Here is a 16,612-nt window from a genome sequence, read left to right on the forward strand (position 1 = left end):
TTTAAACAAAGTGTTAGAGTTAACAGCTATGTTATACCGTATGGGTGTATAACTGTTTTTCTCGTCTTCTTCGGGACAAATGCTTACATCAAGGCGCTGCCATATCCTTATAGTGTTTCTATCTCGATGATTGGATTGTGCCTGTGAGCATTTTGCTCTAGATTGATATTTCTTTGTTTTTATCTTCTGGCCTTGATGCTTTTTTGCCCTTTGGAGCCTTGTAATGGCTAATATTCTGTTAGTTGCCAATCTCAACTGTGATCGGATCTTACTGCTTGATAAACCTTTAAAAACAGGTGGACGTTTCCATTATCAAGATGGCGGCCAAAGGCTCGGCGGCGGTGGGGCAAATACCGGATTAGGTTTAGTCTGGGCTGGGCATAGCGTCGCGCTGGTGAGTCAAGTGGGCCGTGATGACATGGGGGATTGGCTCATTGCAGAAGCCAGTACGCAAGGGCTCGATTGTCGCTTAGTGCAGCGCCGCACCGGCAATACATGCGAAATGCTGCTTGTAATGACGCCAGACGGCGAGCGCACCATTATTCGGCCACAAAGACCCATATTTGAATTATCTGTACCGCCGAAATGGCAGCCATGGGACGCGCTGTATTTTAATACTTCCGCTGAAGGCTCTGTCAGCTGGGCAAAAACAGCTTTAGAACATTGTCTTGTGGTCGCGCAATTAGCCAAGGACGACAGACAGAGACCTTGTCATATTTTATTGGCCTCTATGAGTGATATTCAGGGGCGTTGTGATGGCGCATCTTGGGAATATGGCAAAAGCATTGGCGGCGATTGTCTGCGTTACTTTATTGTCACCGATGGTATCAATGGGGCTAAGGTTTACACGCATGATCAAGTGCAGCATGTTGCTGCTATCCCTGCCACAGTTGTTGATACCACAGGCGCGGGTGATGCCTATGCGGCAGGGTTGATCCACAGTCTCTGCATCGGCCAGTCGATTACTGAGGCCATGGCAGAAGGGGCGATTTGGTCGGCATTTGCGGTGGCAACTGATAGTTCTATTCCGGGTGAGGCACTAAAACAGTATTTAGAGGCGAAGCAAATCGCATGAAAATCTGCGGGCGAGCAGTTTGAGTCATCTTTCTGTCATACGCCCTTGCTAGAGTATGTCTTGTGGCGCATAGCTCTTGTCCCTTAACGTTTTCTTGTGCTTTTCTCCCATTTATTGGTTAGTATGTTTTTGCCTCGTTTCCCCAACGAGGCATTTTTTTGCTCAAAATAAAGTTATTCCATCGTAGAACGCCAATACGACAGAAATCTTGTGCGGCCATGGCGCAATTGCGTTAACATTTATTCAACTAAAATAGTTATCGTTAAATTAAAATAATAAGCCACTCAAGGTGTTCTGTAGTCTTTGGAGTTGAGAATGGGCAATAACGCTTGGAATGATAAAAATAAATTTATTTGGCTTCTGTCTGTTTTGCTTTTGGTCGCCTTTTTAGTGACCAGCGGTATCAGTTACAAAGTGGCCCATGATTCACTGAGCCAACAAATAGAGAGCAATACCTTACCGCTCACAAGTGACAATATTTATTCAGAAATTCAACAGGATTTGTTACGACCCATCTTTATTTCATCCCTGATGGCGCAGGATACCTTTGTTCGGGATTGGACCTTAAGTCATGAGCAAGAGCCCGAAAAACTCATTCGTTACCTTAAGGAAATCCAAGAGAAATACGGTACAGTCACTAGCTTTTTTGTGTCTGAGAAAAGTCGAAATTATTACCATTCCACGGGCATTTTAAAACAAATCCAAGATGTAGAGCCTGACGATGCTTGGTATTTTCGAGTGCGTTCTTTACCTGAATCTGAGCATTATGAGGTCAATATTGATGCCGATACGGCTGACCGCAGTAAGACAACCGTATTTGTTAACTATAAAGTTTTTGATTTTGAAGGAAAATTTATTGGTGTTACCGGTGTGGGGTTGGCGGTTGAAAAGGTTAAAGCCTTAATTGAGTTATATCAAAAGCGTTATAACCGCCGAGTGTTCTTTACCGACCGGCAAGGTAATGTCACTTTGCATGGCGATCAATATGACGGTACGGATTCGCTGCAAACGAACGTAGGGCTTGATAATTTGGCTACGCGTATTTTAACCAGCCCAAGTGCCGCCTTCAGCTATCAGAAAAACGGGAAAACGGTTTATCTCAATAGTCGCTTAGTTCCTGAGTTTAAGTGGTATTTGATTGTTGAGCAGGAGGATGCGTCACAAGAGCGGGAACTGTTAAATACGTTTTGGGGTAATTTGGCGTTAAGCCTAATGGTGACTCTAGGTATTTTATTCATCTCAAACATGACCTTAGGTCGTTATCAGCGCAAACTAGAAATTATGGCGTCTACTGATAAGCTCACTGGCGCCGCTAACCGTCAGGTGTTTGATGAGTACTTTAGGCAGGCGTTAGATAAAGCTAAGCTGACACAATCGCCGATTTCAATACTCTTGCTGGATATCGACCACTTTAAAAAAGTGAACGACAGTTATGGGCATGGGATTGGTGACTTAGTATTAAAAACCATGACTAATATGCTGCGTGGCTTACTACAACAACAGGATATTTTATGTCGCTGGGGCGGTGAGGAGTTTTTAATTTTACTTCCTGAGATGGATTTATCTCGAGCGGCAGAACTGGCAGAACAGATCCGTGACCTCATTTCCCAGCGGGAAATTAAAGTGAATGGATTACACATTTCTATTACTGCCAGTATTGGTGTTGCTGAGCATCAAGTGCAAGAGCCCGCAGAGGACCTTATCAAACGTGCCGATCTGGCTTTGTATCAGGCAAAAGAAGCGGGCCGAAATCAAGTGGTGTTAAATCATTCATAGACTCTACTCGGTTCTTCTTGGCAGCAATGTTTAGCCTACCTTTGTGGGTTATGGCGCGGGTTGATTGTATTATTGGTGTATCGCGGTTTACACTCTGACAGTAATGCGCGATAGGTCATTGATTTGGAGTTGCTGATGTCAAAGTTGTTGATTAATAAATTGTCTGGATTGTACTTAGGAACCCATCTTCAAGAAATGTCCGGAGTTGCTACGGGGATTGATGGTAAGCAAGCGGCTCAACAACTGTTAGTGCATATCGACCATGTTGAAGGGGACGTGCAGGCCGATCCAAAACACCATGGCGGCCTTGATCGCGTGCTACATCATTTCCCCCGCGAGCACTACGGCCAATATCGTCGTTGGGACTTAATCACCCAGCTCGAAGATGCACCCAGCATGGGAGAGAACATTAGCACCGTTGGACTGAACGAAACTCAAGTCAATATTGGCGATATCTTGCAAATTGGCGCAGTAAAAGTGCAAGTGACTCAGCCGCGTTCACCTTGTTTTAAATTGAATCTGCAATTTGGTCACAGAGAATTCGCACTCGCCATGCAGCAAAGCCAATTATGTGGTTGGTTTTATAGAATCTTAACCCCAGGGATTATTCAGTTAAACGATAAGATTGAATTAGTTGAGCGTCGTACTGATATCAGTGTTGCCGAGGCCATGTCACTCTATTTCTCGCCAACGTTTAATGCCTGTGCCTATGATCGTTTAGCTTCCTGCGAGGGATTAGCGCTGAGTTGGGTTAATAGCCTACAACGCCGCTTAGCATTACAGACAGTAGAAGATTGGCAAATGCGTTTATATGGGCCGAGTGGTAAATAAGGCTTTATATTCAAAATGATAAAACAGGGATGACCTATGATTGACCCCGTTACAAAAAGTGATAAAGATTTTGGCTTACTGGTATACGCCTCAAGTTTTATTGGATACTTAGTGCCGTTGGGCTCTATTCTTGGTCCTTTGATCATTTGGCTGATGAAGCGTGAAGAGTCCGCATTTGTTGATCAATGTGGCCGTAGTTGCTTGAACTTTAAATTGAGCCTGTTGATTTATGTGATTATCAGTGGCGTATTAGCTTTGGTCGGCATTGGTTTCATCTTTTTAGCCATACTCGGCATATTCGATTTGGTGTGCACTGTGCTGGCGATTATTAAGGCCAGCGAAGGTAAAGTGTATCGCTATCCATTAACGATTAAATTTATTGCTATGGATTAATTACCTCTGCGAGTTAAAGAAAAACGCCTTAGATGGAAACATCTAAGGCGTTTTTTATGGCATAAGTTTTAAGGTTTTACACCTTAAACTTAGCCACTAAGGTATCTAAGCGGTGTGACAGTTGATTCAAGGCTAAACTCGCCTGTGCCGCCGCTTGTGCAGTATTGGCAGTACGTTGAGTAATGTCATTGATTTCAGTGACGTTACGGTTGATGTCCTCCACAACTGTAGATTGTTCTTCCGTTGCCGCAGCAACTTGGATGTTCATGTCGCTGATAAGACCAATGCGATCGCTAATGCCAATCAACGATTTGCTGGCTTCATCGACGGCCACAACACCCTCGTGGGAGCGAGTACGACTCTGAGCCATCGCATTAACTGCGCGGCTGGCTTCTGATTGCAACTTGTCGATCATGCCTTGCACTTCATTGGTCGATGCTGCGGTACGTGATGCTAAGTTACGTACTTCATCGGCGACGACAGCAAAACCGCGTCCAGCTTCACCGGCACGTGCCGCTTCAATGGCCGCGTTAAGGGCTAACAAGTTTGTCTGTTCAGAGATAGCGCGGATCACATCTAAAATACCACCGATGGATTTAGTGTGGGTCGCGAGGGACTCAATCACTTCACCCACTTGGCCAACGTCTTTCGACAATTGGTTAATGGTATCGCGGGCACGGGTTACCACAACTTGGCCGCTGCTGGCTTCAGTATCTGCATCTCTGGCGGCAACCGCAGCTTGGGCGGCATTACTGGCAATTTCATTAACCGTCGCGCCCATTTCATTAATGGCCGTTACCACCATCATAGTGCGATCTTTCTGCTCGTGGCTGTCTTCTAAGGTTTGCTGTGCCTGATTCGACACATCCTTAGCCGAGAAACCGAGCTGTTCGCTGGTTTGTGCCACTTCGATGACCGAATCTTGGATCTTACTGATAAAGCTGTTAAATCCCTTGGCGAGTTGCGCAATTTCATCTTCACCATTGACAGGTAGACGTTGACGTAAGTCACCTTCACCTTCGCCTATGTCGTGGAACATGGCGGCAACTTGGGCAATAGGACGACTCACTGAACCTGCCACCACGATGGCGAGTACAATAAAGCCCGCTGCAATTATTAGCGTCCAGATTAAGATCTGATAAGCCGCTTCGGTTAATAGTGCGAATACTTCGGCCTCTGGCACCTGTGCGACTAAGTACCAATCCATAGATGCGATATAACTACTGGCAACCAGCATGTTTTCGCCATTGATTTTGGTATTGATTAGATTGAAATCACTGCGGTTTAATAATGAGCTTGAACTCGCATCCTTGTATAAGTTGCTTAGGCTGCTCTTACCAATTTGGCTCGTATCTGGGTGGAGTTTTACCTCACCTTTAGCATCCACTAAGTAGACTAAACCAGTTTCTTCAATCTTAAACGAGCTCAGCAAACGCACCATGTCATCGAGTGATTTAGCAAGCCCGACTAAGCCGCGACCATTGGGTTGTTGGTAGTTGATGAAGAGTTTGACTTCGCCGTTGGCCTCAGTAAATACGTTCAACATACGTTCTTGGCCACTGTCTCGGTAACCAAAAAACCAGCCATCCTGCGCAGGAGTGAGCACGCGCAGAAAACCATCCTGAGTGTAGTAGGCGGCAGTTTGTCTATCAGCGTAGGAAGCTTGCGCTAGCTTATACTGACGAGTGATGTCTTTGAGTTGGGCTACGACTTGGGGTTCTTGGGCCTGTGGTCTACCGTCTTCTAGCCATTGCAGTAACATGCGGCTACTGGCCAATTGCTCTGCAGCATTCATCAAAGTGGAAATGTCGAGATCGATCTTATTGCGAATTTGCATCATTAAGCTCGGTAATTCCGAACCTAACATCCTTTGTTGTACGACATTTTTCGCGCTACGTTGGCTTAATACGCCGACGAGTATGGTCGACAACAGTACTGCAAATGTCACTGTTAACAGAATTTTCTGCTTAATGGTGAGGTTATTAAATATCATAAATATCAATATGCCTGTGTTGGACTATTTTGAGTTATCGGTCAACGCACTCTTGTACGGTAAAAGATTATCGGACAGAAATGTTAAAAGTTAACCTTAGTCTAGGCCGGTTGCCGAGTAAAACAGCGTATAGAACACTTATTTGGCCTAACCTGTTGGTCTTGCTGTAGATCTAATTATGTAGAGTATAGATGGAAATGAGATGGTGATTGAAAACGAACTCTTTTTTGTGTGGCAATTGTGGCCAATGTCGCGAGTAAGGGCAAGCAAAAAAAGTGAACTATTCGTGTAAAAGGTGAAAAAAAGGCGCTCCACTGAGCGCCATTATTTACATTTATCATTCAAATGTTACATGTTGGGGTAGTTTGGACCACCACCGCCTTCTGGTGTAACCCAAGTGATGTTTTGGCTCGGATCTTTAATGTCGCAGGTTTTGCAATGAATGCAGTTTTGCGCATTGATTACAAACTTGGGTTGACCCGCCTCTTCGACGATTTCATACACGCCAGCTGGGCAGTAACGCTGTGCTGGCTCATTAAACTGAGTCAAGTTAATGCCCAGTGGAATGCTGCTGTCCTTGAGACGTAAATGGCAGGGCTGATCTTCCTCATGATAAGTGCTCGACAGATACACTGAGGACAGTTTATCGAAGCTAAGCTTGCCATCGGGTTTTGGATAATCAATCTTGCTGTAAGCGCTCACAGGTGCCATTTGCGCATAGTCTGGGTGCTCATCACGCAGTGTGATAGGGAACTTTCCGCCAAACCAGTTTTGATCTATATAGTTGAATGCGCCGCCTAAATAGGTACCAAATTTGTGCATCGCTGGACCAAAGTTGCGGGATTTATGCAATTCTTCGTATAGCCAGCTTTCTTCAAGGTGGGTTTGGTAACAGTCGAGATCTTTACCGCCTTCAACCCCTGCCATCATGGCTTTACCTAAGGTTTCTGCTGCAACAATCCCGCTCTTCATCGCAGTGTGAGTGCCTTTGATTTTAGCAAAGTTCAACGTACCCGCGTTGCAGCCTATGATAAGACCGCCAGGAAAACTCATCTTAGGTAGCGAGTTTAAGCCGCCTTTAGTAATCGCGCGGGCGCCATAACTAAGGCGTTCGCCACCCGTTAAATACTTAGCAATCACAGGGTGGGTTTTATAGCGCTGGAATTCGTCAAATGGGCTCAGATGCGGATTTTTGTAGTTCAAATCAATAATAAGGCCGACCGCAATTTGGTTATCTTCCATGTGATAAAGGAAGCCGCCACCCGATGCGCCCTCGGTTAATGGCCAGCCACCTGTGTGAACGACTTTGCCTTGTTCGTGTTGCTCGGCGGGGACTTTCCAAATTTCTTTGAAGCCTAAACCGTAATGCTGTGGTGTTTTACCATTATCTAAATGGTATTTTTCGATAAGTTGCTTGCCTAAGTGGCCGCGGCAACCCTCGGAGAAAACGGTATATTTAGCATGCAACTCCATGCCTGGCATAAAGCTGTCTTTGGGTTCGCCATCGGCACCCACTCCCATATCGCCAATTAAAATACCTTTAACGCTGTTATCGGCGTTAAATAGCAGTTCACTGGCGGCAAAGCCGGGGAATATTTCGACACCGAGTTCTTCTGCGCGATTGGCAAGCCAGCGGGACAGATTACCGACGCTGATAATAAAATTGCCGTCGTTGTGCATGGTTTTTGGCACAAAAGCATTAGGCATGACTCGGCCGTCGGTGGCTGAGCTGAGTAGGTAGATTTCGTCGTGGGTGACAGCGGTTTTTATTGGGGCATCTTTTTCGCGCCAGTCGCTGAATAGCTCGTCTAGCACTTTTGTCTCGAACACTGCGCCTGACAGAATATGCGCGCCCACTTCTGAGCCTTTTTCTACCACACAGACGGTAATTTCTTTACCTGAATCCTGTGATATTTGCATTAATCGACATGCCGTGGCCAAGCCAGCTGGACCAGCACCGACGATAACAACATCGAATTCCATTGATTCGCGTTCCATCAGTTCACCTCTTCCTTCACGTTTCCCCGATTTTTATCGAGTGTTGTAGTTTGTAAACGGGCGTTTTATTGCTTGCACCACCTTACCTGAAAATAAGATAAGGTCACAGTGGATTAAGCTGCTGTTTAGTCTAATTCAATACAAATCTTTAGGTGAGGACTGTCACAGATTATTCACGCTAGCGTGATCTAGGTTAATAAATACCTGTTTAGGGGTATAGCTAGTGAGTACTTTCGGCCTATAATCACCGACGACGGTTCTCCGAGCTTGCCTGCCTAAGTCGAAAGATATGGAGGTGTAGCCGTGGTAATAATGCCACCGGGGTGGGATAAGAAATGCTCTCACCTCCCACACTTGGAAAGGTGATCATGTCTCAATTACAAGACAGCTTTGGTCGAAAATTTCACTATTTACGGATGTCAGTCACTGACGTTTGTAACTTCAAATGCAGTTACTGCCTTCCTGATGGTTATCATCCTGAAGGTAAACCAAAATTCTTATCTCTCAATGAGATAGAAAATTTAGTCTCCGCATTTAGCCAAGTCGGCACCCAAAAAATCCGCATTACAGGCGGTGAACCTACCCTGCGTAAAGACTTTACCGACATCATTCGTGTCGTCGCTGATAACCCGCGCATTCATACTATTGCGACGACCACTAATGGATATCGACTCGAAAAGCATGCCAAAGAATGGTTCGATGCTGGCTTGCGTCGTATCAATGTGTCCGTGGATAGTTTAGATCCCAAAATGTTTTACCAGATCACCGGCGAAAATAAGTTTGACGAAGTGATGCGGGGGATTGATGCCGCTTTGTCGGCAGGTTTCGAGCGAGTAAAAATCAACGCCGTACTGCTTAAAGGTTTAAACGATAAAGATTTGCCACGTTTTTTACACTGGATTAAACACACGCCAATCGACCTGCGTTTTATCGAGCTGATGGAAACGGGTCTTGGTCGTGAGTATTTTGAAGCCCATCACCTCGCGGGCGCCGACATCAAAGCACAGTTACTGGCAGATGGCTGGCAATTAGATACGCCAAGTGCCTCCGATGGTCCAGCCCAAAATTTCAGCCGCAGCGATTATCAGGGCCGTATCGGCTTGATCATGCCCTATGCCAATAATTTTTGTGCTACCTGTAACCGTTTACGGGTATCTGCTAAGGGTAAATTGCACTTGTGCCTCTTTACGGAATCCGGTGTCGATTTACGTGATCTGCTACAGCATTCTAACCAGCAAGCGGAATTAATTGAGCGTCTGCACGGTCAATTAGCCCAGAAGAAAGAAACCCATTACTTGCATCAAGGCATCACAGGTGTCACTCAGCATCTTGCCTCTATTGGCGGCTAGACCTAGTTTTAGGTCTGTTGCCATAGCCAATTTAGCGCGAGTATAAGTTCAATTTCCCTTGTACCCTGTTTTGACCTCAATTAAAGGATCGCTCCAATGAGCAATGTATTTACCCATATTAATGCCGATGGCAATGCCCATATGGTCGATGTAACTGAAAAAGCCGTTACCGAGCGCGAAGCCCGTGCAGAAGCTTTTATCGAGATGGCGAGCACGACACTCGAGATGATCATGAGTGGTAGCCACCACAAGGGTGATGTGTTTGCGACCGCGCGTATTGCGGGCATTCAAGCTGCGAAAAAAACCTCAGATCTTATCCCTCTCTGCCATCCGCTGATGCTAACGAAAGTTGAAGTCGATTTAGAGGCACAACCTGAACATAACCGCGTGCGTATTACTAGCCTGTGCAAGTTATCCGGCAAAACGGGCGTAGAAATGGAAGCGTTAACTGCAGCTTCAGTGGCGGCGTTAACTATCTATGACATGTGCAAGGCTGTGCAAAAAGATATGGTTATCTCCCAAGTCCGTCTGTTGGAAAAGCGTGGCGGCAAGTCGGGACATTTTAAGGTTTAGCGTATCAAAAACGAGAGAAGACTATGATTAACGTGTTGTTTTTTGCTCAAGTTCGAGAATTGTTGGGCACAGCTAAATTAAGTCTAGAGGCGAGCGAGCAGACACAAACTGCCGAAGCATTACGGGCAACGCTGGCGGCAACCGACGACAAATGGGCTAAAGTATTAACCTCTGACAAATTGCTGGTGGCGGTAAATCAGACCATTAGCCAATGGGATACACCTGTAAACGATGGTGATGAAGTCGCCTTTTTCCCACCGGTTACAGGAGGTTAATATGCGTTTATTAGCCGCAGTTCGAGTGCAAGAGGTCGATTTTAGTGTTTCTGACGAATATCGCCTGCTAGCTCAAGATGATAGCGATGGTGCCGTAGTCACTTTTGTCGGCAAAGTGCGTGATTTTAACGATGGTGCCGCGGTGACAGACCTAACCTTAGAGCACTATCCTGGCATGACCGAAGCCGTGCTAGAACAAATCGTTGCCGAGGCGCGTAGCCGTTGGCCGCTCAATAAAGTGACGGTTATTCACCGTGTCGGTACTATGGCTCTGGGTGAGCAGATTGTGTTTATCGGCGTAACCAGCGCCCATCGCAAGGCCGCTTTTGCTGCTTGTGAATTCTTAATCGACTTTTTAAAAACCAAAGCGCCATTCTGGAAATTAGAAGCGGGCGAGCAAGGTAAAAGTTGGGTTGAAGCGAAAGATGCCGATGAACAAGCGGCTAAGCTATGGCAACACAAAGACTAGTCGCGTGGCAGAGATACTCGTAGTCGCAACGCAGCTTGCCAGTTTAAGTCCCGCGCGAATATTGCACTAAGGTGACCCAATGCAGAGTTTGACCCGTTTCTTCCATACCTGTGTTTTTGCATTACTCTGGTGCTTGGCGGTCGCGCCATCTAGCAGTCGAGCGGCGGATAATACAGCGATTCCCGCAATTGCCGCTGCCTCAGATTTACGTTTTGCCCTCGATGATATTAGCCAAAAATTTACCAATGATACTGGGCTAAAAGTAAAAATATCCTATGGGTCATCGGGCAATTTTGCTACTCAAATCCAAAACGGTGCGCCCTATGAATTATTTTTATCTGCGGATGAAAAATATATTCAGCAATTGCATAGTGCTGGCGTTGCCCGCGATGCCGGCGTTCTTTATGCCCAAGGGCAACTCGCTATTGTTGTACCTAAAACAGGTCGTTTGTCCGTTGATCCTGAACTTAAGGGGTTAGCCGACGCACTCGCTGCAGGAAAAATTACCCGTTTTGCTATTGCTAATCCTGATCACGCTCCCTATGGCGAAAAGGCCAAAGAAGCATTGCAGTTTGTGCAGTTGTGGGATGCGATTCAACCTAAATTGATCCTCGGGGAAAATGTGTCCCAAGCAGGGCAGTTTGCGATTAGTGGTTCAACCCAGGGCGGGATTATTGCGCTCTCTTTAGCTATGTCTCCTACTTTTGCCAAACATTGTGATTACGCCATAGTGCCAGCAAAAATGCATAGTCCACTGTTTCAGCGTATGGCATTAATGGCCAAGGCGGGTGAAACAGCTCAGCATTTTTACGATTATTTAAGAGCCGATAGTGCTCGTCGTGTTTTGGCCGATTATGGTTTTTCATTGCCAGAGCAACCATGATGGATTGGCAGGCACTTTGGTTATCGGTCAAGCTGAGTGGCATCACAGTTTTAGTGTTGATTCCTTTAGCTATTTTGGCTGGACGGGCATTAGCCTATCGTCAATTTGTCGGCAAATCTTGGGTCGAGGCGCTGATCATGGTGCCCTTAGTATTGCCGCCAACTGTGATTGGTTATTACTTGCTGGTGGGGCTTGGCAGTCAAAGTTGGCTCGGACAATGGATTGAGCAAGTCATGGGTCAGCAACTCGTGTTTCACTTTTCTGGTCTGGTTATCGCCTCCGTTTTAGTTAATATTCCCTTCGCAGTGCAGCCGATACAACGCGCCTTTGAAACTGTACCTAATGATGTTCGCGACGCAGCCGCTTGTTGCGGCATGAGTCGACTTAAAATTCTACTTAAAATTGAATTGCCTATGGTGTGGCCGGGTGTGCTAACGGCATTAGTTCTGTGCTTCTCCCATGTGCTTGGGGAGTTTGGCGTTGTGCTGATGATGGGCGGCAATATTGCTGGCGAGACTAAGACGATTTCGATTGCAATTTATGACAGTGTGCAATCATTCGATTTTAATGCTGCTGGCACTATGTCATTAGTCTTATTGCTGTTTGCCGTGACGGCGTTAGCACTAACAACCAGTCTATCGCGGCGTTTAGGAGGTCAGCGTGGCGCAAATCATCGCTGATCTGCAGTGTCAGATCCAAAATCATAAACACATTAAACTCAACGCCGATTTTCGCTGTAAAGCGGGTGAAGTACTTGCTGTGGTAGGGCCGTCTGGCGGTGGAAAAACCACGCTGCTACGGATGATCGCTGGGTTGAATCATCCCGATACGGGACAAATCCACTTTGGCGATCGACCTTGGTTTGATGATAAAGCGCGCATCGCCTTAAGCCCGCAGCAACGCCATATCGGTTATATGCCACAGCATTTTGGACTATTTCCTAACCTTACCGCCCTAGAGAATGTGGTTGCTGGGCTTGATCATATTCCCAAGGCTGAGCGCATACCGCGCGCGAAAGATTGGCTCGAACGGGTCAATCTACAGGGATTACCCGATAGATTACCGGCGCATTTATCGGGCGGCCAGCGCCAGCGCGTTGCGCTTGCCAGAGCGCTTGCCCGCGAACCGTCGGTTTTGTTGCTGGATGAGCCTTTTTCTGCGGTGGACAGGGAAACTCGCGAGCGTTTATACCTTGAACTTGCGCGCCTCAAAGAGCAGTTACTTTGCCCAGTGATAATGGTCACCCACGACTTAAATGAAGCCTTACTGCTGGCTGATTCGATGATTTTGATCAGCCAAGGCAAGATGCTACAGCAAGGTGCACCTTTCGAGGTGTTATCGCGGCCACGAAATGAAGCTGTGGCTAGGCAGATGGGGCTAAGAAATATTTTTGATGGTGAAGTGGTATTTCAAGACAGCACTAAAAATCTCACTTGGCTTAAATTTGGTGAGCAGCTAATTGCCTGCGACTATGGCAAAGATCGCCCTGTGGGAAGTCGAGTCCGTTGGGTTATCCCCAATCAAGGTATTCGTTTTAATTCGATTTCCAAAGGGCGTTTATGCCGCAGTTTTAATAAATTAGATGTCACGATCGACGCTATGCTGGTGATGGGCGAATCTGTTCGGCTTATCTGCTACGTCACTGGCACCCCATTACAACTTAACACTGAAGTCTCGCTGCATTTTGCCCAAAAGCTTGCTCTTACTAAGGGGATGCAAACTACGGTGGCACTCAAATCCGAACAAATTCATATTTTGGAATAGCGTGATATCGTAATTTAATAACGTTTTATACCGAGTAATCCAATCCAAAATGTCCCTTCCAATAGCATGCCTAAGATGATGAACACCAATGCACTGGTGGCGCTGCCATAGGCATAAGCGCTTAATGCTGCTATTAATAACAAGCTTAAGCTTATCCATCGCATGACTGGTTTCATTTTCACTCCGATTTAAAAATACCGTTACCTGATGCTAAGTTATCTGACTTTAGTCGAGGGCGATTTATTTGCCAATCCCACTTTTTAATGACACAGATAGACTAAAATACCCGCTAAAATTCAATCCTCTTGATTCTAAATGGCGAAATTGAGGGTTATCACTGAAAATGTCATGTTTAAAAATCCTCAGATGATCAAAGCTTAATCTTGTTTCCATCGGTGTTTAAGCTGGTATTAGGTAGACTTAACACATTAGCCACAAAATGATTGAGTGTTTGGCTTATCAGCGATTTAGGTTCTGTTGACGTTGGATTTTAGATCAATTGATGGCCGAACCTGAGTTAACGCTGACACAGTGTGATGCTATATCCAGTGGTAAATTGTGAGGGATTAGCTTGGAATTGCATACAGGCGCAATAGGTCCATCGACTTCTAACTGATTGTCTCATAAGATACAAACTTAGCTGATTTATATGGAGGGGCCATGAGACTATGGTTGCTAGGATTCATGTTGGTATCTGGTGTCGCAACGGCGGCTCAGAGCATGTATTCGATGTTTGCGGGTGGAGACTATGTACCGCCGTTGAGCGTTATGCAGCAGATTGAAAAGGGGTTCTCCGGTGTGATTGCCGAATTTCATATGGAAGAGCAAGAGGGTGAATTAGTCTATCAATTTGAGTTGATTAATCCTTTAGCAAACTCTATAACGCGGTTTGAATATCGTGCCCGTGATGGTAAGTTACTGAAACAAAAGGCGAGTAAAGTAAGCGCCGATGATCTGGGTGAGGTTGAGGCAACGCGTATGATCGCGGCAAAAGATCAAACCTTTTCAGGTCTAATCATTAAGGCCACTAAAGATCATAAAGCCTTCTTAACCGAAGCAAAGTTAGACCACGACTTAGGTATCAGTTACTTAGAACTTAAGCTGCTAGACGATACGGGTAAGTTTAAGTTGGCCTTTGATGTCGAAAATTTACGACCGTTACCTTTACTCAAGTGGGATTGAAATATCTAAGTCAATCGAGTGCTCACACGAGTGCTTAAGATTGAGGAGCGCAACATACAGATGAAAATACTTTTAGTTGAAGATGATGCGACGACGATTGATTACATCGTCAAAGGATTTCTTGAGCAGGGTCACAATATCGAAACGGCGAGCGATGGCCATCAAGGTCTGTCACTCGCGACGAGTAGTCAGTACGATCTCGTGATCCTCGACCGCATGTTACCTCAGCTCGATGGTTTAAAATTGCTGGCCGCCTTAAGGGCAACGGGTAATCAAACACCAGTGCTGATTTTATCCGCTTTAGCGCATGTCGATGAGCGAGTAAAAGGCTTGCGGGCAGGTGGCGACGACTATATGACTAAGCCGTTTGCTTTCTCCGAGTTATTAGTCCGCGCTGAAAAACTGATGCACCGTGGCCAATCTGTGCCTGTGACAACTGATCTCGTTGTTGGTGGTTTGAAGATGGAGCTACTGACCCGTAATGTCACTTTAGACGGGCAGGAGTTGATGCTACAGCCGAAAGAGTTTCAGTTACTTAAGTATCTCATGGAACATGCTAATCAAGTTATTAGCCGCACCTTATTGTTCGAAGCAGTGTGGGATTATCACTTCGACCCGCGCACGAACGTCATCGATGTGCATATCGCAAAATTACGCCGTAAATTTGAAGAGTTAGGCCATGGCGAGCTTATCGAAACCGTGAGGGGAGCGGGTTATCGCTTACGACAAAGGCATTAAGCCTTACCAAAGCAGCGCCTGGCGCATCACAATCGTTTTTTCGACCTTAGTGATAGTGATCATCGGGGCGTTGCTATTTGCCCTCTATCGGCAGCTGATTATTGAGCAGCAGTATCAAGTGACTCAATATTTAGAGTCAGAGACCCAACGTTATCAGCAACTTGCCCTAACGGTTGATCGCCGTAGTTTTGCCGCTCAAATTCGCGCCGCTGATCCACAAACGGCCCTGATCGCTTGGCGTAATAGCTACGATATGGTCGGTGCCTTGAGCTTTATGCCCGAAGGCATGCCCATGCTGCCGCAAACGCGGGATTTTCCTATCTTAACCGGTGGCCCAGATAAGCTGCATATTCTTACTGGCGGTCTGGTGATGACCCGCTACGGCCCTGTGTTGATTGCGACCCGTACCGATAACTTAGCGACGTTAATTGATAAGTTTATCAGTGCCGCCGCGACGGCTGTCATGCTTACCGTAGTGTTGACTTTAGCGCTCGGCTATCTGTTTTCTAAGGCGATTTTACGTCGATTAGTGCAATACAACCGCTTGAGTGAACAGATTGAACGCGGTCACTATGACACCCGCTTACCCTTGAGTTGGCGTCAGGATGAGTTCGATATGTTGGCGCTGCAGTTTAATAATGTGCTGGATATTCTCGAAAATAACCTGATGGCAGTGCGTGGTGCGACCGATAATATCGCCCATGATTTACGTACTCCACTGTCACATATCCGTATTGGTATTGAAGAGTTGGCGAGTAAGCCGAGCAATGAGATTAGCGAAGGTTGCGCCATTTTGACCGAGGAGCTCGATCATTGTTTAGCGACGTTTGATGCCATGTTGTCGCTCACGCGTATCGAAGAAGGTCAGCAGACACTCGATTTGCAGGAGTTAAGCCTAGCGCAACTGTGTACTGACTTATTGGATATGGCCGATGCTGTGGCTGAATCTAACGAGCAAACCTTGAGTTTATCGTTACTGACAGATCATAAGGTTTTTGGTGATAAATACTTATTATTCCAAGCTTTATATAATCTTGTCGATAATGCGATGAAGTATTCTGGCCAAGGTGCGCGGATTGAGATTATTCAGTCAGGCCCACAAATTCAGATCCGTGATAATGGCCCTGGTATTCCAGATGAGAGTAAAGAAAGAGTGTTCGAACGTTTAGTGCGCCTCGACCCTAGCCGGCATTTACAGGGCACTGGTTTAGGATTATCTATGGTCAAAGCGATTCTCTCACGGCACAATGCCAAAATTAATCTCACGGATAATCATCCAGGCTTAGTCGTCACTATTCAGTTTTAAGTCGATG

General features: G+C 46.0%; 17 protein-coding genes and 1 riboswitch. Of the genes, 14 read left to right on the forward strand and 3 right to left on the reverse strand.

Annotated features, from left to right (window positions below):
* Positions 1-223 precede the first annotated feature (223 nt).
* From AAA952_RS19805 to AAA952_RS19820, 4 genes are all read left to right on the forward strand, one after another.
* Entirely contained in the window at positions 224-1,075 is an 852-nt protein-coding gene (locus AAA952_RS19805; RefSeq protein WP_338259042.1) for a PfkB family carbohydrate kinase, read from the forward strand.
* A gap of 315 nt (positions 1,076-1,390) precedes the next feature.
* Entirely contained in the window at positions 1,391-2,851 is a 1,461-nt protein-coding gene (locus AAA952_RS19810; protein ID WP_338259044.1) for a sensor domain-containing diguanylate cyclase, read from the forward strand.
* A 135-nt stretch (positions 2,852-2,986) separates the two neighbouring features.
* Entirely contained in the window at positions 2,987-3,682 is a 696-nt protein-coding gene (locus AAA952_RS19815) for an MOSC domain-containing protein (RefSeq protein WP_338259045.1), read from the forward strand.
* 36 nt (positions 3,683-3,718) lie between these two features.
* Positions 3,719-4,075 carry a DUF4870 domain-containing protein gene (locus AAA952_RS19820; RefSeq protein ID WP_338259047.1) on the forward strand — a complete coding sequence of 119 codons (357 nt, stop codon included), beginning with the start codon at positions 3,719-3,721 and terminating at the stop codon, positions 4,073-4,075.
* A gap of 76 nt (positions 4,076-4,151) precedes the next feature.
* Here AAA952_RS19820 and AAA952_RS19825 read toward each other — a convergent pair whose 3' ends face one another.
* Complete coding sequence (locus AAA952_RS19825; protein WP_168826417.1) at positions 4,152-6,068, reverse strand: methyl-accepting chemotaxis protein; 1,917 nt, start codon at positions 6,066-6,068, stop codon at positions 4,152-4,154.
* A gap of 348 nt (positions 6,069-6,416) precedes the next feature.
* Positions 6,417-8,066: an electron transfer flavoprotein-ubiquinone oxidoreductase gene (locus AAA952_RS19830; RefSeq protein ID WP_105251081.1), complete on the reverse strand. Its 1,650-nt coding sequence runs from the start codon at positions 8,064-8,066 to the stop codon at positions 6,417-6,419.
* A gap of 247 nt (positions 8,067-8,313) precedes the next feature.
* A riboswitch (molybdenum cofactor riboswitch) is annotated at positions 8,314-8,447 on the forward strand.
* Here AAA952_RS19830 and moaA point away from each other — a divergent pair.
* The 7 genes from moaA to AAA952_RS19865 all read left to right on the forward strand — a co-directional run bounded on the left by moaA (position 8,435) and on the right by AAA952_RS19865 (position 13,379).
* Complete coding sequence (gene moaA / locus AAA952_RS19835; protein ID WP_105251082.1) at positions 8,435-9,415, forward strand: GTP 3',8-cyclase MoaA; 981 nt, start codon at positions 8,435-8,437, stop codon at positions 9,413-9,415. (Overlaps the previous riboswitch by 13 nt.)
* A 96-nt stretch (positions 9,416-9,511) precedes the next feature.
* Positions 9,512-9,988, forward strand: coding sequence for a cyclic pyranopterin monophosphate synthase MoaC (gene moaC, locus AAA952_RS19840; protein WP_006079755.1), 477 nt, complete (start codon positions 9,512-9,514; stop codon positions 9,986-9,988).
* 23 nt (positions 9,989-10,011) lie between these two features.
* Positions 10,012-10,263, forward strand: a complete 252-nt coding sequence (moaD, locus tag AAA952_RS19845) for a molybdopterin synthase sulfur carrier subunit (RefSeq protein WP_006079756.1) — start codon at positions 10,012-10,014, stop codon at positions 10,261-10,263.
* Between the two features lies 1 nt (position 10,264).
* Positions 10,265-10,732 (forward strand): molybdopterin synthase catalytic subunit MoaE, encoded by a 468-nt coding sequence (gene moaE / locus AAA952_RS19850; protein ID WP_263186295.1) that lies wholly within the window; start codon positions 10,265-10,267, stop codon positions 10,730-10,732.
* A gap of 79 nt (positions 10,733-10,811) precedes the next feature.
* On the forward strand, positions 10,812-11,615 hold the full coding sequence (gene modA / locus AAA952_RS19855; protein ID WP_338259060.1) for a molybdate ABC transporter substrate-binding protein: 804 nt from the start codon (positions 10,812-10,814) through the stop codon (positions 11,613-11,615).
* Positions 11,615-12,295 carry a molybdate ABC transporter permease subunit gene (modB, locus tag AAA952_RS19860; protein WP_105251087.1) on the forward strand — a complete coding sequence of 227 codons (681 nt, stop codon included), beginning with the start codon at positions 11,615-11,617 and terminating at the stop codon, positions 12,293-12,295. The genes modA and modB overlap by 1 nt, the downstream gene beginning before the upstream one ends.
* The gene (locus tag AAA952_RS19865; RefSeq protein WP_173497784.1) at positions 12,276-13,379 is read left to right on the forward strand and encodes an ABC transporter ATP-binding protein; all 1,104 of its coding nucleotides are present in this window, start codon (positions 12,276-12,278) and stop codon (positions 13,377-13,379) included. The genes modB and AAA952_RS19865 overlap by 20 nt, the downstream gene beginning before the upstream one ends.
* Before the next feature lie 14 nt (positions 13,380-13,393).
* Here the strand turns inward: AAA952_RS19865 and AAA952_RS19870 are convergent, their stop codons facing one another.
* Complete coding sequence (locus tag AAA952_RS19870; protein ID WP_263147846.1) at positions 13,394-13,555, reverse strand: hypothetical protein; 162 nt, start codon at positions 13,553-13,555, stop codon at positions 13,394-13,396.
* Between the two features lie 484 nt (positions 13,556-14,039).
* Between AAA952_RS19870 and AAA952_RS19875 the strand changes: the two genes are divergently transcribed.
* The 3 genes from AAA952_RS19875 to AAA952_RS19885 are packed head-to-tail and all read left to right on the forward strand — an operon-like array spanning position 14,040 to position 16,605.
* Complete coding sequence (locus AAA952_RS19875) at positions 14,040-14,561, forward strand: hypothetical protein (protein ID WP_131524044.1); 522 nt, start codon at positions 14,040-14,042, stop codon at positions 14,559-14,561.
* A gap of 60 nt (positions 14,562-14,621) precedes the next feature.
* The gene (locus AAA952_RS19880; protein WP_006079763.1) at positions 14,622-15,299 is read left to right on the forward strand and encodes a response regulator transcription factor; all 678 of its coding nucleotides are present in this window, start codon (positions 14,622-14,624) and stop codon (positions 15,297-15,299) included.
* Between the two features lie 49 nt (positions 15,300-15,348).
* The gene (locus AAA952_RS19885) at positions 15,349-16,605 is read left to right on the forward strand and encodes a sensor histidine kinase (RefSeq protein ID WP_105251097.1); all 1,257 of its coding nucleotides are present in this window, start codon (positions 15,349-15,351) and stop codon (positions 16,603-16,605) included.
* Positions 16,606-16,612: the final 7 nt, after the last annotated feature.

Origin of the sequence: Shewanella sp. M-Br (genome assembly GCF_036245925.1) — a bacterium.
Taxonomy (GTDB): Bacteria; Pseudomonadota; Gammaproteobacteria; order Enterobacterales; family Shewanellaceae; genus Shewanella; species Shewanella oncorhynchi.